The following is a 22,575-nucleotide window of genomic DNA, read 5'->3' on the forward strand; positions in this document are numbered from 1 at the left end:
CTCATGACCCACCACCCCGACCGCACCCCCACCCCCCAGGTCGTCCGCAACACCCTCGAATCACTCGTCGCCAAGGGCCGCATCCAACGCCACAAACACGACCGCTCGGTGATGTACACCCTCACCTGACACCACCCACACACCCGGCACACCACCGCGCACGTCCCGGACCGACCGGGGAGCCCCGCCGCCGGGCGGGGAGCCCCGCTGCCGGGCGGGCCGCCCCTCCGGGCGACCACCGGCCGGGGGCGGAAGGCCGTACCCTGGGAATCCGGGACACGTATGAGTTCGCTCCAGGTCCGGCCAGGCCGGCGCAGGAGGAGGTGAGGCCCCTCATGAGCACCGCACGCACCCTTCTCGCGGCCGCCCTCGACGAGGCGCGCGGCCAGGCCGTGCATTCAGGCGATCTGTCGCTCGCGCTGGCCGGGGCGGAACTCGTCGATCTGCTCGACTCCGGTGCCGTCACCCTGCGCGAGGACCGCATCGTCCCCGGCACCGGGGCCGGCCCGGCCGACATCCTCCTGGCGCGGGCGTTCGCCGCGCTGCGCGGGGCCGAGCCGTACGAGCCGGTCGGCGACTGGCTGTGGCGCAGGGGCGAGGGGCTGACGGAGGCGTATGTCGCGGCGCTGGTGGCGGAGGGTTCGCTCACCCGCAGGCGGCGGCGCGGGCGCCCCTTCGCCGGTGGTGTCCCGGTGGTCGCGGAGGGCTCGCCGGATGCCCGCCGGGCCGCCGAGCGGCTGGCATCCGGCGACCCGGTCCTCACGACCCTGGTACGGGAGCTGGGGCCGCGCAATGAGCCGGTGCCGGACCCCACCGAGGCACTCGGCGACCCGGAGAGCCTGGTCCTGGCCGCCGTCGGCGACGCGCTGCTGGAACTGGAGGGCGAACGGCAACGGCGTGCCGTCGAACGCGCCGCCTTCGACAATGTGTGGCGTGGCTCCGACTGACCCCGCGACCGCCGGGGCCGCCGCGAAGGGCCCGGGCGCCCCGCCGAGCGGGCCGAGCACGCGCTCCTCGCCCCGGCACCGGCCACTCCCCTCTCACCCGATCCCACTCCCCCACTAGCCCACCTGGCCGCAGCCTGGGGCGGCGCCGTCGGGCGACGTGCTTACATGTCTCGCCGGGGGGCTGGGCATGGTGCCGTGACGACGGATGGAAGAGGAGAACCGCCCGATGACCTCTGGCAACGAAGCGATCCGGTGCCCGTTCGACTACAGCGAGGCGCTGGACTTCGATCCGTCGCTCGCGGAGCTCATGACCCACGACTCCCTCACCCGGATCCGTCTGCCGTACGGCGACGCGGACGCCTGGCTGGTCACCGACTTCGACGGGGTGCGGCAGGTGACCACCGACCAGCGGTTCAGCCGGGCGGGGATCATCGGGTCCGACTATCCGCGGCTGACGCCGGAGCCCATCGTCTCCCCGGAGTCGATCAATGTGATGGACCCTCCGCACAGCAGCCGGCTGAGGCATCTGGCGTCGCAGGCCTTCACCCCCAAGACCGTGGAGCGGGTGCGGCCGACCATCGCCCGGCTCGCGGACACCCTGCTCGACGAGATGGCCGAGGGAGGGCAGCCGGCGGATCTGGTACGGCACTTGTCCGACCCGTTCCCCCGGCAGACCATCTTCCATCTGCTCAGCATCCCCGAGGACGACTGGCCCCGGATGCAGGAGTACGTGCACCAGCTGCTCGCCACGGGCCCGGACACCCGCCGCGCCGCCGAGAACGCCAAGGCGAAGCTGCGGGAGTACTTCGCCGGCCTGGTCGAGCAGCGGCGGCGCGCTCCCGGGCAGGACCTGATCAGCGCGCTGGCCGCCGCCAAGGTGGGCGACGACGCGTTCGACGACCAGGAGTTGGCGGTCATGGCGCTGACGCTGACGCTCAGCGGTCAGGACACGGCCACCTGCCAGATCAGCAACATCGCCTATCTCCTGCTGACCCGGCCCGAGTTGATGGCCCACGCCAGGCGCCGGCCCGAGAGCCTTCCGCAGATCCTGAACGAACTGCTCCGTTACATCCCCTTCCGCAAGGGCGTCGGGATCCCCCGGGTCGCGAAGGAGGACGTGGAGATGGACGGGGCGCGGATCCGGGCGGGCGACTTCGTCCATGTCTCCTACCTCACGGCGAACCGTGATCCGGAGCGCTACCCGGAGCCGGACGCCATCGACCCGGACCGGCCCTCCGAGCCGCACATGACCTTCGGCTGGGGCGGACACCGCTGCATCGCCGTGCCGCTGGCCATGGCGGAACTCGAAGTGGCCATCGGCCGGTTGCTCGAACGCTTCCCCGGGCTGCGGCTGGCCGTACCGCCGGAGGAAGTGCGCTGGGACACGGAGACGATCCGCCGCTTCCCGATCGAACTGCCCGTGGCCTGGGAGGCGTGACGGGACCGGCGAGGCCGACCGGCGGACCCGGGACAAAGTGAAGGCCGCCCTCCATGCGAGGGCGGCCTTCCGGGTGTGTCCGGCCGGTCATTCCTTCAACGAGAAGAAGTGGATCGGCGAGTTCGGCTGGAATCCGATACGCGGGTAGACGGGCGCGCCGGCCTCGGTCGCGTGCAGGGTCGCGCGGGTCAGCCCGGTCGCCCGGCCTCCCTCGTACAGCGCCTTACGGGTCACCGCCTCGCCGTAGCCGTGGCGCTCCCATGCCGGGTCCGTGGCGACGAGCACCACGAAGAGCCGGCCCTGTGCCTCCACCGTCGCGGCGCAGGTCACCGGGACGCCGTCGCGCAGGCCCAGATAGGCGTACACCCCGTTCTTCCACAGCGCGGAGCCGACCAGGCCGTCCCGGCCGTCCTCCAGCGGGAAGCCGTACGCGCGGGAGTTGATGTCCGCGTACGCCTGGAGCTGCTCGTCGGTCGACACCCGGACGAACGTCAGGTCCGGGTGGCCGGGTTCCGGCAGGGGCAGCAGGTCGCCGGCCATGCCGGTGCCGGGGAAGGCGTGTGCGAGGCCCGCCTGTTCGGCCGCGGCGGTCAGGCTTCCGCGTGCCCCGTCGGCGATCAGGTCCTCGAAGACCCAGAGGAATCCGGGGTGTTTCTTCGTGCGCATGATCTCCGCCGCCTGGCTCAGGCGCTGTTCCAGCTGTGCGGCGCCGGTGTCCGGGTCGGTCAGGGTCACGCAGTTCCAGAAGGCGAACCGGGAGTCGGCCCAGCGGACGGCGACCCCGGGAAGGTCACGGACGTCCGCGTCGGCGTCGCGGTCGAGCACCAAGGTCCGCCATCCCACGGACAGTTGTTCCATCGATTCGACCGCATCCGCGAGAACCGCCACGGGAATTCCTCACTTCGTCGAGGGGAGCGCGTCGAGAAGCGCGCGAGGCCCTGCGATGAGCCACGTTGTCCACCGGTACCCGGCACCACACGGTTCACACCGTCCTCGCGGTGCACTCCCTTCGCCTCGGCGAGTCGTGCGACTCCGCCCGGTACGCGCCGCGACCGATCCGAACGGGAGGACGCCCGCCCGCCTGGCCGGAGACCGAGCAGGGGGCAAGCAGGGGGGCGAGCGGGGGCGATGAGACTGCGGGCTGCCGGGCGGTGGGCGCTGGGCCTCCGGGGCCGGTGCGGTCAGTCGCCCGGCCGTTCGGGGGCGTCGAGCAGACCGCCGAGAAAGGCGTCCCAGTCCAGGGTGTCCGACTCCGCCTCCTCCGGAACGAGCCGATACGTGGCGTCCAGCCACGCCTCGATCTCCGGGGCGGACATCTCGAACACGGCGCTGCTCCGCGGTGAGGTCAGCAGCAGCCACACCGCCTGGATCGCCCCGCCCCGTACAGGCCAGACCCGTACGGCACCCTCGCCGCTCTCCCCGTACAGCCCCCGGTACAGCAGTTCGCGGCCGATCCGCCAGGTCACGGCCTGCCCGTGGTCCGGTGCGAACGTCGCCGACACCACCATCGGCGACGCCGGATCGAACCGGAACTCCGCCAGGACGGGCTGGGCGGGCACGCCGCCGAGGACCCGGCGGATGCCGAGCCGAAGAGTCGGCGACTTCCCTTCCTCCGCCCCGCCCGTCCGGCCGGCCCGGTGCGCCCCGTCCGCCCGGCCCGTCCGGTCCGCCCGCGTTCCGGGTTGTTCGCGTTCACGTGGCACGGGCTCGTCGCCCCGGCGCTTCGGCATCGGTTCCTCCCCCGGTCTCCGTCACCCGGCCCGGTTCAGGACTCGCCCCGCCGGGGCAGTCGCCAGCCCGGGCGCGGGAAGTGGCAGGTGTAGCCATCCGGGTAGCGCCGCAGGTAGTCCTGGTGCTCGGGCTCCGCCTCCCAGAACGGGCCGGCCGGGGTGACCTCGGTGACCACCGGGCCGGGCCACAGACCCGACGCGTCCACGTCGGCGATGGTGTCCTCGGCGACGCGTCGCTGTTCGTCGTCCAGGTAGAACACGGCCGAGCGATAGCTGTCGCCGATGTCGTTGCCCTGGCGGTCGCGCGTGCTCGGGTCGTGGATCTGGAAGAAGAACTCCAGAAGCGTCCGGTAGTCGGTCACCGTCGCGTCGAAGACGATCTCGACGGCCTCGGCGTGCCCCTGGTGATGGCGATACGTCGGGTGGGTCGTCTCACCACCGCTGTATCCCACCCGCGTGGCCAGGACTCCCGGCTGTTCGCGGATGAGTTCCTGCATGCCCCAGAAGCAGCCGCCCGCCAGTACGGCCTTCTTCTCGCTGCCGGTCATCGCCCGTCACCCTCCTCGTCCCCCTGCCGTTTCACCGCCGTCCGGCCTCGCGAGGCCGGACGGCGGCCTGATGTGTGCCACCTCCGGGGGGGTGCGGTGGCACGGCCTCAGGCTGGCACGACATGCGTCACCTGTCAAACTGGTGACGCATGTCGTGCGGGTGTCACACCGGGGACGCCACAGAAGCAGGAGAGAGAAGGAGAGGGCAGGCCGAAGTGCCGCCGAAGAACGGCGGGTTGAATGCGATCGGCCGGTTACGGTCAGGCCTGGGCCGCGCTCTGCCGCGCCCGATAGTTCGCCGCCTTGACCCGATTGCCACAGGTCCGCATCGCACACCACTCCCGGCGATGCCCCCGCGAACGATCCAGATACACCTGCGTGCACTCCGGCCGCGCACACTCCCGCAACAGCGCCGCCTCGTCACCGCCCACCAGCCGCACCGTCTCACGGGCCAGCTCCGCCAGCCCCTGCGCCACCGAACCCGAACGCATCACACCATCCGGCCCCAGCCGCAACGTCACCGGCAGACCCGCCGCATGCAGATTCACCTCGTCCACCGCCTCCACCGGCAGCACCCGCCCGTCCAACCGCGCCGCGACCAGCTCGTACACGGACTCACGCAACTGCACCGCCAGCGTCACATCCGACTCGCTCGCCCCCGGAGCCAGATCGAGCATCCCCGACTCCACGAACCAGTCGTCCACCAGACCGGGCGTCGCCAGCTTCTCCAACGGTGCTTCGTTACGACGCGCCCGCAACGTACCGACGAAATCCAGACAGAGCGTCCCACAGGGAAAGGCGTGATTCACGTCACCATATTGACCGGTGATGGTGAGGGAAGCAAGGCGTCGGACATATGCCGGCACATACGGCCGGGTCCCGTCGCCGCCGCCGGGAAGCGGGCGACGACGGGCCCCGGCGTCACGATGCGCACTCGGAAGCGTCAGGCCGTCAGGCCGGCGGCAACACCTGGCGGCCTCGGTACATGCCGCAGTGGCGGCAGGCGGCATGTGGCGGGGTCCGCAGACCACATGCCTCGTTGGCGCAGGTCACCAGAGTCGGGACGGCCGCCTTCCAGTGGGCTCGGCGGTGGCGCGTCCGCGCGCGGGACTTCTTGTGCATCATGGCGATGATTCCGTTTCCGTTGGACATCGCTCCGGCCACGAGGACAGGCCCGGCCCGACGGACGCAGGGGCAAGTAGCCATCCACCACGGCGCGTTCAGGCGGACAGGGGAATCCTGTCGCGGCGGTGGTGGGCGCGATCGTCGGAGGACAGGCCGCGAGAGTCGGAGCTCTTGGGCAGGGGGCGGAAAGCACACGCGCCCGCCACGCCGGAATCCTGGGGCGTTCGGTGAAAAGACTCGGAGACGCCTGGACCGGCACCGATGGACGGTGGGCTCAGGCTAGGCTCTGTCGACTTCGATCAGCACGCCGCGGACGCTAACAACCGCCGGGCGGGGACCGCAAAGCATTTATCGCGAGCCGGGCACAGCGGGCCTCGGAGCCGCCGCGAGAGTCGCGGACGTCGGAGAAAGGCGCCCGGGGGCAACCGGCTCTGCGCGCACGGACACGACGGCCCTCCGGCCGATGCCTACCTTTCCGGCATCCACACAGTCGCCTGAACGAAGAGGCCTCATGCAGTTCGGAATTTTCTCGGTCGGGGACGTCACTCCCGATCCGACCAACGGACGTACCCCGTCGGAGGGCGAGCGCATCAAGGCGATCCTCGCCATCGCGCAGAAGGCGGAGGAGGTCGGGCTCGACGTCTTCGCGATGGGCGAGCACCACAACCCGCCCTTCGTGCCCTCGTCGCCCACGACGATGCTCGGTTACGTCGCCGCCCGGACCGAGAAGCTGATCCTCTCCACCGCCACCACTCTGATCACCACCAACGACCCGGTGAAGATCGCCGAGGACTACGCGATGCTCCAGCACGTGGCCGACGGCCGCGTCGACCTGATGATGGGCCGCGGCAACACCGGCCCGGTGTACCCGTGGTTCGGCCAGGACATCCGGCAGGGCATCGAACTGGCCAAGGAGAACTACGCGTTGCTGCGCCGGCTGTGGCGCGAGGACGTGGTGGACTGGGAGGGGAAGTTCCGTACGCCTCTTCAGGGGTTCACGTCGACGCCCCGCCCGCTGGACGGCGTACCGCCGTTCGTGTGGCACGGCTCGATCCGCTCGCCCGAGATCGCCGAGCAGGCCGCCTTCTACGGTGACGGCTTCTTCCACAACAACATCTTCTGGCCCGCCGAGCACACCCGGCGGATGGTCCAGCTCTATCGCCGCCGCTTCGCCCACCACGGCCACGGCACTCCCGAGCAGGCCATCGTCGGCCTCGGTGGCCAGGTGTTCATGCGCAAGAACTCCCAGGACGCGGTACGGGAGTTCCGCCCCTACTTCGACAACGCGCCCGTCTACGGGCACGGTCCGTCGCTGGAGGACTTCACCGAGCAGACGCCCCTCACGGTGGGCTCGCCGCAGGAGGTCATCGAACGGACCCTGTCCTTCCGTGACTACGTCGGCGACTACCAGCGCCAGCTGTTCCTCATGGACCACGCCGGACTGCCGCTGAAGACGGTCCTGGAGCAGCTCGACATCCTCGGCGAGGAGGTCGTCCCGGTGCTCCGCGAGGAGTTCGCGATCGGCCGCCCGGCGAACGTACCGGACGCGCCCACCCATCAGTCGCTCCGGTCCGCCGGGGAAGGCCAGGACGGCCGGGAAGGTTCCGCCGCATGAGGCTCGTCGCCGTGTCCGCGGGGCTGAGCACCCCGTCCTCCACCCGTCTGCTCGCCGACCGTCTCACCGAGGCGGTGCGCGAGGAGTTCACCGCTCGAAGCCACGACGCGCAGGCCGAATTCGGGGCCGGAACCGAGGCTGGAATCGGGGCCGAGACCGAGATCCAGGTCGAGGTCGAGGTCGAGGTCGTCGAGCTGCGGGAACTGGCCGGTGCCATCGCCCACAACCTGGTGACCGGTTTCCCGTCGCCTCCGCTGGCCTCCGCCCTCGACGCGGTGACGGGTGCCCACGGCCTGATCGCCGTGACGCCGGTCTTCACCGCCTCCTACAGCGGGCTGTTCAAGTCCTTCTTCGACCTGATCGACCCCGCCGCGCTCACCGGGAAACCGGTCCTCATCGCGGCGACCGGCGGCACGGCCCGCCACTCCCTGGTCCTGGAGCACGCCCTGCGTCCGCTCTTCGCCTATCTGCGCGCCACCGTCGTTCCCACCGCCGTCTACGCGGCGTCCGAGGACTGGGGCTCGGCCGGTGACGACCATACGGAGGGTCTGCCGGCGCGCATCCGGCGGGCGGCCGGCGAACTGACCGCCCTCATGGCCGCCCGCCCGGCCGACGTGACGCCCGAGGACGACGACGTCACCGCGCTCGAACGGCAGCTGTCCGACCTGCGCTTCGACTGAGGGCCGGCCCCGGGCGACGCCCCCCGGCGTGCCCTCACCACACCTCCAGTGCCGCCCCCGGCCTCGCCGGGGGCGGCGCCGCCGGTTCTTCTCCCCCCGCGCCCTTCCCCTCGCGCCCCTTCACCCGTCCCCTCGCCCGGACCTCGCTCCCGCCCATCTCCGATCGAGATGACTGACATCCCGAAGCATCGTCTCCGACAAGGAAGCACCGAGGGCGGACCGGCACTTGTCCTGGGTGACGGCGGCGAGGAAGCCGCCGGTCACCCGCCTTACGCCCACCCCGGCCGGAACCCCGGCCCACCCCTTCCCGAGAAGGTGCCCATGTCCACCTCGTCCGATCTCCAGACCCCGCACCGGTCCGCCGCCGAGGCCCCGCACGGCGTACCCGGCTGGCTGATCGCCCTGCTGGCCGTCGCCTCCGGCATGACGGTCGCCAACCTGTACTACGCCCAGCCACTGCTCTCCACGCTGAGCGGCGTCTTCCACACCGGCACCGCCACCACCGGGGCCCTGATCACCCTCACCCAGGTGGGCTATGTGATCGGCATGCTGTTCCTGGTCCCGCTCGGCGACCGGCTGGAGAAGCGCAATCTGGTCACCGCCCTGCTGACGGTCACCACGCTCGCCCTCCTCGTGGCGGGACTCGCCACCAGCTTCCCCATGCTGCTGATCGCCTCGCTCGTCAGCGGGGCCACCTCGGTCGTCGCCCAGATCCTGGTGCCGTTCGCCGCGAGCCTCGCTCCCGACCACGCCCGAGGCCGCATAGTCGGCCGGGTGATGAGCGGTCTGCTCACCGGCATCCTGCTCTCCCGCACACTGAGCAGCCTGGTCTCCGACCTCGCCGGCTGGCGCACCGTGTTCCTCGGTTCCGCCGTCCTGATGGCCGTACTCGCCGTGGCCCTGCGCGCGGCCCTGCCGCGGCACGCGCCGACCACCACCATCCCGTACCACCACGTGCTGCGCTCCACCGCGCGGCTGGTGCACACCCACCCGGCGCTGCTGCGCCGCGGCCTCTACCAGGCGGCGATGTTCGGCGCGTTCAGCGCCTTCTGGACCACGGTCTCCTTCGTCCTCACCGGTCCCGTCTTCCGCTACTCGGCGGTCGGGGTCGGGGTGTTCGCCCTCGTCGGCGCGGCCGGGGCCGCCATCGCCCCGTTCGCCGGGCACTGGGCCGACCGAGGGCTCGTCCGCCCTCTGACCGGGATCGCCTTCGTGGTCGCCGCCATGTCGTTCGCGCTCGCCGGGTTCGGCGGGCACAGCGTCGTCCTGCTCGCCGTCGCCGCCATCCTCGTCGACATGGCGGTCCAGGCGACGCTGATCCTCGGCCAGCACACGGTCTACCAGCTCGACCCCGCCGCCCGGGCCCGCCTCAACAGCGCCTTCATCGCCATGTTCTTCGCGGGCGGGGCCGCCGGATCCCAGCTCGGCTCCGTCGTCTACCACGCGTGGGGCTGGTCCGCCCTCACCGCGTTCGGGTCCGCCCTCCCGCTGCTCGCCTTCCTCTACTGGCTCACCGAGCGTCGGCCGGGGGCGGAGGCGGAGGCCGGTACGGCAGCCGCGTGACCCCCGGCCGGTGCGGGGGGCGTACGTCCGGGTGTGTACGGTCGTACGCCCCCCTCGACCCGCTCCGTAAGAGGCCGCGCGTGGCGGGCGGCTCATCTCCTCGCCGGTGCCGGGCTGTTCACCGTACGCCCGCTTGTTCTCCCACCAACCGCACACGTCTACGCACACACGATCCAAGGCTGTTCACGACCGTCCGCCTACGATGACGACGATGACCGAAACCCGCCCCCACCGCGCTCTCCCCCACCCGGACGGCATGCGGCTCTACCGGAAGTGACTATGGATCTACGGCAGATGGAGGTCGTGGTCGCCGTGGCGGACGCGGGCGGCTTCACGGCGGCGGCACGGCGACTGCACGTGGTCCAGTCCTCCGTGTCCGGTACGGTCCGCGCCCTCGAACGCGAGCTGGGCACCCCGCTGTTCGACCGTACGACGCACCGCGTCGCGCTGACCCCGGCGGGCGAGGCGTTCGTGCCCGCCGCGCGGGCGACGCTGCGGGCCGCCGAACTGGCCCGGGAGGCGGTCGACTCCGCCCGCGGCCACCTGCGCGGGCGGGTCACCGTCGGCATCATGCAGGGAGTCTGGGCCGGCCTCCACCACGCCCTGGCCGCCCTGCGCGCGGAACATCCGGGTGTGGTCGTCCACTTACGCCAGGCCGCCGTCGCCGACATCCGGCAGGCCCTGCGCGAGGGCACGGTCGACCTGGCCGTGGTGGCCCTCGACCGTCAGCAACAGCGCGGTCTGACCACCCGGTTGCTGTCCCGCGAGGACATGGTGCTGGTGACGTCGCCCCGACGGGTGCTCGCCGGGACGACTGTCGACGGCGAGGTGCGACTCGCCGACGTCGCCGCGCTGCCCCTGGTGGACTTCACCCCCGGCTGGGCGATCCGCCACGCGGTCGACCGATCCTTCCGGGCCGCCGGGGTCGATCGCGGTACGACGTTCGAGGTGAACGACATCGTCGCGGCGGCCGAACTGGTCCGTAACGACCTGGGTGTCTGCGTCATGCCCCGGTCGATCGCGGACCGTTTTCCCGATCTCCCGCAGTACCGCTTCGACCGGCACGCACCGAGCTGGAAGGTCATGGTGGTACGGCCGCCCGGGGAAGCGCCCCCGGCGGTCGCCGCGCTGCTGCGCCACATCGTCTGAACGCGGCACGGGTGCCCCGGCGGACTCCCCCGGACACTCTCCGGGCGCCTCCGGGCACCACCCGCCCGGCTGCTCGCGACGCGCCTCCGGGTGCCGGATCCTCCGCCATCCGCTCCCTTCCCCGAAGCCCCACCCGCGCGACTCGGCTGCCCTTGAACGGGATCACGGGCCGGCCCGGAAGAGGTTCCGCCGGCCCGCCGGTCGGTGCGTGGGTCCCCGTCGGCCGGCCGTCAGCGGCCTCGCGCCCGTGACGCTCAGGTCAGGACGTTGACGGCCCGGGCGATCACCAGACCCAGGATGAGCAGGGAGACCAGCGACTGGACCGCCATGGTGATCTTGGCCCAGGGGGCCAGCGGCATCACGTCCGTGGGGCTGAAGGCAGTGGCGTTGGTCAGCCCGAGGTAGAAGTAGTCGACGTATCGGGGCCGCCAGCCCGCGGGGGCGAGCCCGGGGCTGAGGTGCTGGGGGAAGGCGAGGGCCGGATGGGCGGGCGTCCGGTGCAGACGCGCCGCCGCGCCGCCGCCGTCGAGCTCGAAGTACAGCAGGGAGAAGGCGAGGACGGTGCCGGCCCAGACGGTGCCTCCGCTCTGGAGCAGGCTCGTCGCGGACGCCGTCTCCTTCCCGTTGTGCACGATGTCGTCGACCAGTTTCACGGTCGACCAGACGGCGCCGAGCGAGAGGGCGCAGACCAGGGCGATCGCCGCGGCGCGCAGCGCGCCGGAACGCCGGTCGATCCTGCCCGGGTCGCCCGCGATGAGCGTCAGCAGGAGCAGCCCCTCCACGGTCGGCAGGACCCAGGCCGACGCCAGCCGCAGGTCGTCGGGGAGCAGCAGGGTCAGCACCATGGCGACCGCGACGGCCGTGGCCATCGGCCAGCGCGGCTCCCCGAGGGGTGCCGCGCCCGGTGCGGTCCCGGGGTGCGGGGGAGCATGGTGTCGGCTCACGGGGCCTGGCCTTTGTCCTCGTCGTACGCCGGCCGGTGAGCGCCGGCCCGGACCCCCTCCTCCTCACTATGGCTCACGGGGCCGCGTACCACCGGGAACCCGGCCGTGGCGGCCGGCTGGAGCAACGGGCCGGGGCGAAGCCGGGCGGGGCCCTACGCGGGCAGGCCGACGGCGCGACCTCGGCCTCGGTTGCGGCGCTGCTGGATGACGACGGCGGCCACCAGCAGCAGTCCTTGGGCGACGTTCTGCCAGAAGGTGTTGATGCCCTGGACGGTGAGGCCGTTCTGCAGGGCGCCGAGCAGGGCGACCGCGAACAAGGTGCCGCCGATGGTGCCCTTGCCACCCTTGAGCGCGCAGCCGCCGAGCGCGGCCGCGGTGATCGACTGGAGTTCCAGGCCCTCGCTGCCGGAGACCGGCTGCCCGGATCCGGTGCGCGCGGTGAGCAGCACACCGGCGAGGGCGGCGACCATGCCGGTCAGCGCGTACGCCGAGATCAGGTATTTGTTGAGGTTGATGCCGGCCAGTCGGGCGGCGGTGTCGTTGCCGCCGAGCGCGTAGATGTTGCGGCCGATGTCGGTGTACGTGAGCAGGACGTGCACCGCGGCCGCGACCACCGCCAGGATCCAGACCATGGTCGGCAGCCCGGCGATCCTCCCCCGGCTGAGGAAGACGAACACGGGGTCGCCGAGGACGTAGCCCTGCGCCCGTCCGTCGGAGAGGAGTTGGGCGAGTCCCTTGTACGCGGCGAGGCCGGCCAGCGTGGCGATCGTGGGGTTGACGCGGCCGTGGATGATCACGAGGCCGTTGACCAGGCCGACGGCGGCGCCGGTGAGCAGGGCGGCGCCGATGCCGAGCGGGGCACTGGAGCCGGTGGCGGTGAAGACCATCGCGCTGACGACGGAGGCGAGGCCGGCCTGGGAGCCGACGGAGATGTCGAGGCCGCCGCAGATGATGACGACGGTCTGCACCACGGCGAGCAGCCCCGCGATGGTGGCCGCCTCCCCGATCACCCGGATGTTGTCCCAGCCGAGGAAGTTGGGGTCGAGGGAGCCGAACACGGCGATCACGACGACGAGCGCGCCGATGAGGCCGATGTTCTGTCCGCCGATCGAGGCGAGGAGGGTGCGCGGGCCGCGCGGGCGCGGGCCGAGGCCGTCCCCGTTCCCGTTCGGCGGGCGCTGGGTGCTCGGGGCGGTGGTGGCGCTCATCGGGCGGCTCCGGTCGCGGTGGTCGGGGTGTCGGGGCCGGGGCCGGCGTCGCCTTGGGGCGTACCGATGCTGCCCTGGGGCATACCGGCGCCGTCGTCCTGAGGAGCGGCGGCACCCTGAGTCGTACCGGCGCCGCCCTGGACCGTGCCGGTACCGCCCTGGGCCGTACCGGTGCCGTCCCGGGTCCCACCGGTGCCGTCCTGAGGAGCGGCGGCGAGGTCGTCGGCCATGGCGAGGGCGAGGATCGCCTCCTCGGTGGCCTCGGTACGGCCGAGTTCGCCTGTGACACGGCCGTTCTGCAGCACGAGGACGCGGTCGGCCAGGCCGAGGACCTCGGGCAGTTCGGAGGAGATCACCAGGACGGCCACGCCTTCGCGGGCCAGGTCGGCGATGATCTGGTAGATCTCCGCCTTGGCGCCGATGTCGATGCCGCGGGTGGGCTCATCGAGGATCAGCAGCGCGGGCCGGCGGGCCAGCCAGCGGGCCAGTACGACCTTCTGCTGGTTGCCGCCGGACAGGGCGCTGACCTCGGTCTCGACGGAGGGCGCGCGCACCCGCAGGCGGTCGGCGAACTCCTGCGCGAGGGCGCGCTCCTTGGCCTTGCTGACGAAGCGCCGGCGGCGCAGTCGGCGGTAGCTGGCCAGCGCGGTGTTGTCGCGGATGGTCCGGTGCAGGAACAGGGCCTGGGCCTTGCGTTCCTCCGGGGCCAGACCGATGCCGGCGGTGAGGGCGTCGCGCGGGCCGCGCAGATCGAGACGCCTGCCGTCGAGGGTGACGGTGCCGGAGCGGATCGGGGTGTCGCCGGCGAGGGCGAGCGCGAGTTCGGAGCGGCCCGCGCCGACGAGTCCGGCGAGGGCGACCACCTCCCCGGCCCGGACCTGGAAGGTGACGGCGCGGACGTCGTCGGTGGTGAGGTCCTGGACGTCGAGCACCACGCGGTCGGTGGCGACTTCCTGCCGGGTGAACAGGCCGGCCAGATCGCGGCCGACCATCAGCCGGACGACCTCCGCCTCGGTGGTGGCGGAGGCGTCGACGACGTCGGCCACCCGGCCGTCGCGCAGGACGGCGATGCGGTCGGCGAGGCGGAAGATCTCCTTCATCCGGTGCGAGACGTAGACGACGGCGACGCCCTGGTCGCGCAGCCGCCCGATGAGGGCGAACAGGGCCTCGGTCTCGTGCTCGGAGAGGGAGGAGGTCGGCTCGTCGAAGGCGATCGCCCGGGGCGGGGTGTCACCGGTGAAGGCCCGCAGGATCTCCACCAGCTGGCGCTGGGCGGCGGTCAGCCGGGAGCCGGGCAGGTCGGGGTCGAGGACCTTGGCGAAGCCGAGCCGTGCCAGATCGGCGGTGATCCGGCGGCGCAGCTCGGCCCGGTCGAGGCGGCGCCCGGCACGGCGGGGCAGCGCGCCGGCGTACACGTTCTCGGCGACCGAGACGTGCGGGATGATCTCCGGTTCCTGCGGGATGATCCGGATCCCGGCCCGGTGCGCGTCGAGCGGCGAGGCGAGGGTGAGCGGCGTCCCGTCCAGCAGGACCTGTCCCCGGGACGGCCGGTGGTCGCCCGTCAGGATGCGCAGGAGGGTGGACTTGCCGGCGCCGTTCTCCCCCATCAGGGCGGTGACCTGGCCGGGAGGGAAGTGCAGGGTGACGTCCTGGAGCGCGTGGACGGCGCCGAACCGCTGGGAGACGTTCTCGGCGGACAGGCCGGCGGCTGGGCTGGGGGTCATGGGGCCTCACCGGTGCGAGGAGGGGCGGGACGGGTACGAGGGCGCGTCAGCCGCAGGAGACTCCGGCGGCCCGCCAGGTGCCGGCGTCGACCATCCGGGTCGGGGCGAACGCCTCCGCGGGGAAGTCCTTGCCGTTCTTGAGGCGGTCGTACATGGTCTGGACGGCGAGGGCGCCGACGTCCTTGCCGTTGATGAACAGGGCCGCCTTCATCCCGGACGGCTTGCCGGACTGCCAGTCCTTGCAGGCGAGGTAGGCGCCGAGACCGACGCCGACGATGTCGGCCGGGCCGACACCGGCGTTCTGCAGGGCGGTGACGGCGCCCTGGACGTTCTCGTCGTTGCAGCCCCAGACGACCCAGTGCCGGACCCCCGGGTTGGCGGTGATCGTGGCCGCGACCTTGTCCTGGGCTCCGGTCGGGGTGTTGTCGGTGGCCACGTCGATGTTCCTTACGGTGGCGCCGGCGCCCGCGGTGAACGCCACCTTCGCGGCCGCGACCCGGTCGCCGCAGACGGTGACGTCCTGCTTCCAGGCGGAGATCGTCCGGGTGTCGGCCGCGCTCCAGCCCGCCTTGGTGTACTCCTCGGCGGCCCGCTTGCCGACCTCGCCGCCCATCTGCTCGCCGCTGAAGCCGATCCTCGGCACCAGATCGGTCTTCGCGCAGGACGCGGGGGCCGGGCCGGTGGTGCAGATCTGGTCGTCGGAGGTGAGCAGGGCGACCTTGGCGTCCCGGGCGGCCTGGACGACCTGCGGGCCGACCGCGGGGTCGGGGACGACGACGATGAGTCCGTTGCTCTTCTGCGCGATCGCGGACTGGACCTCGCTGACGGTCTTGTTGGCGTCGTTGCCCAGGTTGACCACCTTCAGGCCGACCCCGAGTTCGGCCGCCTTCGCCTTCGCGCCGGCGGCCTCGCCGATGAAGTACTCCTGGTCGCCCTGCTTCTGCAGGTACGTCAGGGAGATCTTGCCGTCCACCGCGCGTACGTCGTGGGACGAGCCGGACGGCGCCTGGCCGCTCGAACACGCGGAGAGGCCGAGGACGGTGGCGAGAACCGTCGCCGCGACGGGGACCAGGCGGGCGCGCAGGGTAGGCATTCGAGGGCTCCTGGGGGCGGGAAGTGACCAGCGAGTGCGACACAACCAATCAGAATTACGCGCGATCGAACGTTGCGATCACAGGAAACGCCGCGATCATGCAACCGTCAATAGCCCGCGCTCGAATGGGTCATGTACCCGCATAACAAGGGTGGTTGAGGGAACCGTGCAGCGCTTCCCGGGGATCGGGAGCGACAGCCCGCCGGAGCACCCGGGTGGGAGATTCTGTTCGAAGTACGACGCCACTGGTCTTGCAGGACCACGGCCTCCCGCCGGTCCGGCCCGATGCCCGGAGGTACGGAGGTACGGAGGTACGGAGGTACGGCGACCGGGGCCGCTCGCGAACCTTCGTACCTCCGAGCCCGCGTCCGGCCCGGCACCGCGCGACGCGGGTTCTCCGCAGGCGCCTCCCCCGCTCGGTGCGATCACTCGCGGGTATGGTCACCGCACCCAGGGGTACGCGAAAGGCCGCCTCCTCATGGCGAGAAGGCGGCCTTCGACCTGCGTGTCCATGCGGCCGGGACGACACTCGACCGCACAGAAGCCCTGAGGTCCGTCACAGAATGACTTCGGACTTCGTCCGGCTTCGCCCCTTGGACAGACGGGCTGTCTCGCAAGATCATCGAGTGGAACGACACTCCGGCGTTCGCGAGTCGCATTCCGACGGCTCCCCGGGCAGTTCAGGGATCGACCGGGTCCGGCATATGCGTTCTCGGTGTTTTCTCAGACCGAGAACGCGAAATGACGCTGTCTCAGATGGTCGGGGTGTCGTCGACGACCGGCTTGTGAACCTCGATGATCGGCTTCCATCCCGCGGAGACCTCGATGAAGTCCGCGCGAGTGGGGTAGGTGTCGATCGCACGGCGATCGCGCTTGGGGCTTTCGGTCGCCTTGCGTCCCCGGGGAATCTGCTCCTCGAAGATGTCGACCTTCACGTCGGGAACCTCCTTGAGGCCCTGACGCCAGATCTGCACAACGTCGGCACCGAACGCCTGCCGGACCGCGGCGTAAAGGGCCGTGAGGGCCCCCTTGTCCCCACCGGGGACGAAAAGCGCCAGGTCCAGGACGACACCGGCGGACTGGAGGACCTCGATGGTCACCGATCCTTCCTCGTCGGCCACATAGATTCCGGCTTCATTCTCGTCGTCGGGAAGGCAGGAGATCTCTTCCTGGAATACGGTCCTCGCCGTGATCGAGCCGCCCTCGAATTCCTCACCGGGCTTGGCCAGAAAAGCAGGGACATAGCAGTCGGGAAGCTTGAGTTCTTCCATGTCTGCGGAAACGAAGATCCTGTCGTTCACGCCGAGCTTCGTCACCTCTTCCAGCGAGAGGCGGCGAGCGGCGATCTTCTCCGTGTTCACGATTTCCCTTTCAGGTTGCACTGTCCCTCTGAACGAGGACGCTATCACGAAAAACCGAGGTCAACTGCCCAGTAATCTTTGCCTAAATGACCCTCGATGACCTGCGCGGGAGGACACCGAAGCGAGTGCCACTCGGTCGGGATCGCGCATCCGCCAGGCAGTGTCCCCCGCCACGGTGTCGGGGATCAACTGACGGTTACATTACGGTGCGTTGAGCAGCACAGAGGAGCAAAGAAGAGCTTACGTCAGATATCGCCCATATCCCCTTCGGGAAGGCGACGGGAAGGCGGGGCGATCCATTCGTCACGTATCCCGAAGAGCGCAGCAGAAACAGATGGATAGTCCGACAAAAGCAATAACGCGGACACGAGACCGAGCAGCACTGCATCAGCAGCAGGAAAGGACACCTTCATGCCGGAGGACAACGCCGAGGCCCTGGCGGAGCGACAGTGGGAGGCGGGGCATCACGCCGCCGCACTCTCCCTCTACGTGGAAGCCTGGGCCGGCCCGGACGACGAGGTCGCGGACCGGATACTGGATCTGATCGAGGACTGGGGAGACACCGACGCCGCACTGGAGGTCCTCTCCGCCCTCGCGGCCTCGGGCGACGCCCGGGCCCACGAGGCGCTGGCCGATCTGCTGGTCCAGCTCGAACGGCCCGAGGAGGCGGTGTCGGCCCTCCAGGAGGCGGACCGGCAGGGCCGCGACGTGATCCTGTGGATCGCGGGGATCCTGGCGGACGAGATCGAGGACCGCGACCGCGCCGAGGAGTACTACCGGCGCGCGCTGGCCGAGAACCACCCGGACGCGCTCAACGACTACGGCGCCTTCCTGCACGACGGCGGGGAGCGGCTGGACGAGGCCGCGGACCTGCTGCGCCAGGCGGTGGAGCAGGGCGACACCATGGCGGCCGGCAACCTCGGCCGGCTCCTGCTCGACCAGGACAAGCCCGCGGAGGCCATCGGCTGGCTGCGCCAGGCCCTGGAGGCCGGGCACCGCTCCGTCCTGGTCCCGCTCGGCGTGGCCGAGAACGACACGGACGAGAGCGAGGCGGCCGGACTGCACCTGCGGGAGGCCCTCGACGAGGAGCTGCCCGGCGCGCATTTCGCCTACGCCCTGCACCTGGCCGACGCCGGTGCCCTTCAGGAGGCCGTGCACCACTACGAGGCCGCCCTCGACCAGGACGGGGAGACGAACGCGTACCTCAACCTGGCGCTGCTGCACGAGGACCTCGGGCAGCAGGAGCAGGCCGACCTGCGCTACCGGGACGCCATCGAGCACGAGGACGAGGAGGCCTTCCTGCCGTACGCGGACTTCCTCGCCCAGCAGGACCGGACCGCGGAGATCGGTGCGCTGCTCGCCCCGGCGACGGCGCTCGGCCTCGACCCGGAGGACCTCGCGCAACTTCGGGTGCTGGCCGACGGAGGACAGCCCGCCGACGCGTGAGCGCCGGGTCGCCCACCTGGGTGGGCGACCCACCGCGGTCGGTCTGTTCCGGTGCCCGAGCGCCCGAGCCGTGCCCGAGTGCCCGAGCCGTCACCGCCCCTGAGGGGGCGGGGCGGGAGCGGGGCCGGTGAGGTCGGGGAAGCGGGCCAGGACGGCTCGGCCGGTGCGCAGGAGTTCTTCGTCCCGGGCCGCTCCTCTTCCCCAGGAACCTCCGTCGCCGCGGCGGTCGGTCCTGGCGAGTGCCGCCTGGACCCGGGGTGCGGCGGGCAGCGCGGACCGGCCCATGCGGTCGAGGCAGGCGACGACTTGGACCGAGGTCGAGCCGTTCGTGTGGTCGATCACGGGCGCACCATGCCGGGTGGGTCTGGCAGTCCGCCCGTCTGGTCGCAGTCGCAGTCGCAGTCGACGCTGATGATCGCCGGCGTCCTGCCCGGGTGGGCCAGGGTGACCGGCCCGTCCCCGATGCCCGCTCCGTGCACACCCCCCGCCTCCGCAGCCGGACCGCCGGCCAAGGTCGGAGGGGAGGGGACGACGGGCTCAGTCGATGCCGAGTTTGTCGCTCAGCTGGCTGCGCGAAGTGATCCCGAGCTTCGGGAAGATGCGGTACAGGTGTGCGCCGATCGTTCGGGGCGACAGATGCAGCCGTCGGCCTATCTCTTTGTTGGACAGTCCCCGCGCCGCCAGCTGGGCGATCTGAGCCTCCTGGGGCGTGAGCAGGTCCCGTTCGGTGCGGCTTGGACTCCTGCTGCTCTCCCCTGCCGAGCGGAGTTCCTGGGACGCGCGTTCGCGCCAGGGCTCCACCCCGAGGGCGGCGAAGGAATCCCGGGCGATCCGCAGCGGGGTGCGGGCCTCCATCACCCGGCGGCGGCGCCGGAGCCAGGTGCCGTGGGCGAGCATGAGCCGGGCACGCACGAAGGGCGCGCGGGACATGTCCAGATCGAACGCCGCCCGGAACCGCTCTTCGGCATGCTCGTCGTCGGCGAGCAGCGCCTGGGCGAATCCCAGATTCACCCGGATCATCTGGACCTCGCTCGCCTTGGCGTACGTGAGGAGCTGCCGCAGCGCGCTCTTCGCCATGGCGCGCTGGTCGTCGCCGGTGGCGGCCTCGGCCAGCTCCGTGATGGCCACGGTCTGCATGAACGGGTGGTAGGAGGGGTCGGCCGGGTCGAAGACCCGCCAGACGCAGGAGAACGCCTCGGCGTGGTGGCCCGCGGCGAGGCCGATGAGACCACGCGTGATCTGGATGTACGCGAGCTTGGAGGGGTCGACCACGGTCAGCCCCTGGCCCTCCGCCTCGCCGATCGCGACCAGCGCGGTGTCCAGGTCTCCACGCAGAGCGGCGAACTGCGCCTTCGCCACCCGCGCTCCGGTCAGCCAGCGCGGTTGCGCGTTCTCCTCGGCCAGTCGTGCCGCCTCGGCGGCGGCCGGGAGGCCGGTCTCCCAGTCGACGGTGTGCACGGTGGCGAGGGCGAGGAACACCAGACTCTGGGCCAGCAGGCCGAGACGCCCTTGCCGGCGCAGGCCCTCCGCCGCGTGGCGGGCGAATCCGGTGACCTGGTCGTACGCGTTCAGCATGATGGCCGCGTTGCCCAGGGCGGCGGCGGTCAGGACGTCGTACCCGCCCTCGCGTTCGAGGCGCCGCAGCCGGTCGAGCACCGTCGCGGACGCCTCCACCGGGGCGCCCCCGGCCAACGTACACACCAGGTCCGGGTGGAGTTCCGGGACCGGCAGCCGCTCGGCGGCCGTCACGACGCGCTCCCTCAGTTCCCGGCCCGGGTCCGCCCACCAGCAGCGCCGTGCGGCCGCGCGCAGCAGCCGCAGCGCGAGTTCGGGATCGCCGGCCCCGGCGGCCTGCTCCGCCGTGTCGATCAGCAGGTCGAGCCGGGAGATGCTCGTGTCCGACTCCGACTCGAGCCCGTCACGCAGCAGGACCACGCGGGCCCGCTCCAGCACGTCCAGGCCCAGCGATTCGGCCTGTTGCACCAGGGCTGACACCCGATCCGTCTGGCCGAGTTCGAAGCGCAGTTCCGCGGCGGTGAGGAGGCGGGCCCGGCTTCCCGCCGGGTCCTCGCTCAGCGCGATGGCGCGTTCCAGCGCGGTCAGGGCCACCGCGGCGGCACCACGCTCCCGCGCGCCGAGCGCCGTCCGGTCCAGTTGCCGGGCCACCGCTTCGTCGGGACGGCCGCCGGCCATCGCCCGGTGCCACGCCTGCCGGTCGGACTGCCCCTGAAGGGTGCGGGCGAGCGCGCCATGAGCGGCGAGCCGGTCCGCGAGCGGGGCCGAGGCCAGCACGGCGGAGCGCACCAGCGGGTGCGTGAAGTCGATCCGGAACCCGTCGACGCGCACCAGCCCCGTGGCCATGGCGGGCTCCAGTGACCGTACGGACAGCTCGGTGCCGGTCAGGGCCGAAGCCGCGGTGAGCACCTCGGTCAGCGCACCGTCGTCGGCGGTGGCCGCGACCAGCAGCGCGTGGTGTGTGTCGGCCGGAAGGCCGGCCGGCGGCAAAGAGAAGGCGCGCCGGAGCCGGGCGGTGAGAGGGAGCGCCGGCGGCACCACGGACTCCGCGTGGGGCGCGTCCGCGCCCAGGGTGAGAGGGAGTTCGGTCAGCGCGAGGGGGTTGCCGACGGACAGCTCCGCCACCAGGCGGCGTGTCCCCGGGGCGAGAGCGGGGTGGCGGGCGTCCAGCAGGGCGTCGGCCGAGGCCCGCGTCAGGGGCTTGAGGTGCAGTTCGTGGATGTCGGGGGCACCCGACCACTCCGTACGGCCCTCGCGGACGGCGAGAAGCAGGCCGAGGGGCTCGGCACCGACGCGGCGGGCGATGAAACCGAGAACGTCCAGCGTCGGTGCGTCGACCCACTGGGCGTCGTCCACGACCAGCAGCACGGGGGCTTCGGCGGCCACCTCGCCGAGCAGGCCGAGGACGGCCAGGGCGATCGTGAAGGACCGGAGCGCGGACGCGCCGGGTGATGGCTCCTCCATGCCGAAGGCGCCCAGCAGCGCCTTCGCCTGAGCAGGGGGGAGGCGCTGAACGCGATCCGTCAGGGTGTGGGTCAGCTGGTGCAGCCCCGCGAACGGCAGGTGGGTCTCGGCCTGAACGCCCGAGGCCCGCAGGACGGTGCAGCCGGAGCCGCGGGCCCGGGCGGCGGCGTGGTCCAGGAGGGAGGACTTGCCGCTCCCGGGGGCTCCTTGGACGAGCAGCGCGCCACCGTGCTCGGGCAGTCCGTCGACCAGGCGGCCGACGGCCGCCAGCTCCTCGTCCCGGCCGAACAGTGTGGTGCCTGACATCCGACGTTCCCTTGCGTGTGTGCCAGTGCTCTGACCTGGATCGTTGGAATTCTACGAGCACGAATCGCACGGTCGGGATGCGCCGAGAGTCATGTGTCCGGCGGCACATCACCCGCAGTCGCTTCGCAGTCATCTTCCCGCCGACGTAAGTCATCCGGTGTTCCATGCTGGACGCGGAACGAGGCCGACGGTCCGCACGTCGGCCGGTTCGGGCACACGACCGGAGGGAGAGGCCCCATGACATCCGTACATCCGTGACCGACGCGGCCGGATTCCCGGAGGGCGGGATCACGGCTCGCGGAGGGAGCCGGGGCTCGGACCGCGCATGCTCGCGGCAGCACACGGCATCTCCGTCCGTTCCCTCCACAAGCTCTTCGGAGGGGAGGGGATCAGCGCCAGCCGTCTGATCCAGGGCAGCCGGCTCCGGGAGAGCGCCGGGGACCTCACCCGCGAGGACGGTGGCGATGGCGATGGCGATGGCGACCACACGATCTCCGGTGTGGCCCGGCGAGGAGGCTTCGCCGGAACGGCCCACTTCAGCCGGCTCTTTCATGCCGCATACGGGACTCCCCCGAGCCGGTGGCGTGACACGCACGGCGGCACCGAGCAGTCCGGCTGACACGACGCCAGGGGACACGGGGTCACGGGCCTCGCCGCCCAGGCGGCTCATCGACGTCCCGAGCCCGATGCGTACCTCTCCCTCAGGTCGTGTTCCCCGT

Annotated in this window: 20 protein-coding genes; 8 read left to right on the top strand and 12 right to left on the bottom strand. The window is 71.7% G+C overall.

Annotation, left to right across the window (positions count from 1 at the left end; all coding sequences use genetic code 11):
* Positions 1-335: 335 nt before the first annotated feature.
* Entirely contained in the window at positions 336-947 is a 612-nt protein-coding gene (locus ABZ990_RS04495; protein ID WP_361225123.1) for a GPP34 family phosphoprotein, read from the top strand.
* Between the two features lie 226 nt (positions 948-1,173).
* Positions 1,174-2,385: a cytochrome P450 gene (locus ABZ990_RS04500; protein WP_361225126.1), complete on the top strand. Its 1,212-nt coding sequence runs from the start codon at positions 1,174-1,176 to the stop codon at positions 2,383-2,385.
* Positions 2,386-2,472: 87 nt separating this feature from the next.
* Here the strand turns inward: ABZ990_RS04500 and ABZ990_RS04505 are convergent, their stop codons facing one another.
* From ABZ990_RS04505 to rpmF, 5 genes are all read right to left on the bottom strand, one after another.
* Entirely contained in the window at positions 2,473-3,273 is an 801-nt protein-coding gene (locus ABZ990_RS04505) for a GNAT family N-acetyltransferase (RefSeq protein WP_361225127.1), read from the bottom strand.
* 293 nt (positions 3,274-3,566) lie between these two features.
* Entirely contained in the window at positions 3,567-4,115 is a 549-nt protein-coding gene (locus ABZ990_RS04510; protein WP_361225130.1) for an SsgA family sporulation/cell division regulator, read from the bottom strand.
* A 35-nt stretch (positions 4,116-4,150) separates the two neighbouring features.
* Positions 4,151-4,663: a peptide-methionine (S)-S-oxide reductase MsrA gene (gene msrA, locus ABZ990_RS04515; RefSeq protein WP_361225133.1), complete on the bottom strand. Its 513-nt coding sequence runs from the start codon at positions 4,661-4,663 to the stop codon at positions 4,151-4,153.
* 260 nt (positions 4,664-4,923) lie between these two features.
* A complete protein-coding gene (locus tag ABZ990_RS04520) occupies positions 4,924-5,472 on the bottom strand; it encodes an ABATE domain-containing protein (protein ID WP_361225136.1) in 549 nt (182 codons plus the stop codon).
* Between the two features lie 142 nt (positions 5,473-5,614).
* Positions 5,615-5,788: a 50S ribosomal protein L32 gene (rpmF, locus tag ABZ990_RS04525; RefSeq protein WP_361225729.1), complete on the bottom strand. Its 174-nt coding sequence runs from the start codon at positions 5,786-5,788 to the stop codon at positions 5,615-5,617.
* Between the two features lie 511 nt (positions 5,789-6,299).
* Here rpmF and ABZ990_RS04530 point away from each other — a divergent pair.
* From ABZ990_RS04530 to ABZ990_RS04545, 4 genes are all read left to right on the top strand, one after another.
* Positions 6,300-7,403, top strand: coding sequence for an LLM class flavin-dependent oxidoreductase (locus ABZ990_RS04530; RefSeq protein ID WP_361225139.1), 1,104 nt, complete (start codon positions 6,300-6,302; stop codon positions 7,401-7,403).
* A complete protein-coding gene (locus ABZ990_RS04535) occupies positions 7,400-8,083 on the top strand; it encodes a CE1759 family FMN reductase (protein ID WP_361225142.1) in 684 nt (227 codons plus the stop codon). Before ABZ990_RS04530 ends, ABZ990_RS04535 begins: the two co-directional genes overlap by 4 nt.
* Before the next feature lie 321 nt (positions 8,084-8,404).
* Entirely contained in the window at positions 8,405-9,646 is a 1,242-nt protein-coding gene (locus ABZ990_RS04540) for an MFS transporter (RefSeq protein WP_361225145.1), read from the top strand.
* A gap of 279 nt (positions 9,647-9,925) precedes the next feature.
* The gene (locus ABZ990_RS04545; protein WP_361225148.1) at positions 9,926-10,795 is read left to right on the top strand and encodes a LysR family transcriptional regulator; all 870 of its coding nucleotides are present in this window, start codon (positions 9,926-9,928) and stop codon (positions 10,793-10,795) included.
* Positions 10,796-11,049: 254 nt separating this feature from the next.
* On the opposite strand, the gene ABZ990_RS04550 is transcribed toward ABZ990_RS04545, so the two are convergent.
* The 5 genes from ABZ990_RS04550 to ABZ990_RS04570 form a co-directional block, all read right to left on the bottom strand.
* The gene (locus tag ABZ990_RS04550; RefSeq protein ID WP_361225151.1) at positions 11,050-11,664 is read right to left on the bottom strand and encodes a hypothetical protein; all 615 of its coding nucleotides are present in this window, start codon (positions 11,662-11,664) and stop codon (positions 11,050-11,052) included.
* Positions 11,665-11,891: 227 nt separating this feature from the next.
* A complete protein-coding gene (locus tag ABZ990_RS04555; protein WP_361225154.1) occupies positions 11,892-12,947 on the bottom strand; it encodes an ABC transporter permease in 1,056 nt (351 codons plus the stop codon).
* Positions 12,944-14,671, bottom strand: a complete 1,728-nt coding sequence (locus ABZ990_RS04560) for a sugar ABC transporter ATP-binding protein (protein ID WP_361225157.1) — start codon at positions 14,669-14,671, stop codon at positions 12,944-12,946. The genes ABZ990_RS04555 and ABZ990_RS04560 overlap by 4 nt, the downstream gene beginning before the upstream one ends.
* A gap of 46 nt (positions 14,672-14,717) precedes the next feature.
* The gene (locus ABZ990_RS04565) at positions 14,718-15,764 is read right to left on the bottom strand and encodes a substrate-binding domain-containing protein (protein WP_361225160.1); all 1,047 of its coding nucleotides are present in this window, start codon (positions 15,762-15,764) and stop codon (positions 14,718-14,720) included.
* A gap of 752 nt (positions 15,765-16,516) precedes the next feature.
* Positions 16,517-17,125, bottom strand: coding sequence for a hypothetical protein (locus ABZ990_RS04570; RefSeq protein WP_361225163.1), 609 nt, complete (start codon positions 17,123-17,125; stop codon positions 16,517-16,519).
* A gap of 411 nt (positions 17,126-17,536) precedes the next feature.
* On the opposite strand from ABZ990_RS04570, the gene ABZ990_RS04575 reads away from it, so the two are divergent.
* A complete protein-coding gene (locus tag ABZ990_RS04575; RefSeq protein ID WP_361225165.1) occupies positions 17,537-18,571 on the top strand; it encodes a tetratricopeptide repeat protein in 1,035 nt (344 codons plus the stop codon).
* Between the two features lie 90 nt (positions 18,572-18,661).
* On the opposite strand, the gene ABZ990_RS04580 is transcribed toward ABZ990_RS04575, so the two are convergent.
* Both ABZ990_RS04580 and ABZ990_RS04585 read right to left on the bottom strand, forming a co-directional pair.
* The gene (locus ABZ990_RS04580) at positions 18,662-18,913 is read right to left on the bottom strand and encodes a hypothetical protein (protein WP_361225166.1); all 252 of its coding nucleotides are present in this window, start codon (positions 18,911-18,913) and stop codon (positions 18,662-18,664) included.
* A gap of 195 nt (positions 18,914-19,108) precedes the next feature.
* Positions 19,109-21,856, bottom strand: a complete 2,748-nt coding sequence (locus tag ABZ990_RS04585) for an AAA family ATPase (protein ID WP_361225169.1) — start codon at positions 21,854-21,856, stop codon at positions 19,109-19,111.
* A 325-nt stretch (positions 21,857-22,181) separates the two neighbouring features.
* Here ABZ990_RS04585 and ABZ990_RS04590 point away from each other — a divergent pair, with 325 nt between their 5' ends.
* A complete protein-coding gene (locus tag ABZ990_RS04590; protein WP_361225171.1) occupies positions 22,182-22,475 on the top strand; it encodes a helix-turn-helix domain-containing protein in 294 nt (97 codons plus the stop codon).
* The last annotated feature ends 100 nt before the right edge of the window (positions 22,476-22,575 follow it).

Origin of the sequence: Streptomyces sp. NPDC046203 (assembly GCF_040646255.1) — a bacterium.
Taxonomy (GTDB): domain Bacteria; phylum Actinomycetota; class Actinomycetes; order Streptomycetales; family Streptomycetaceae; genus Streptomyces.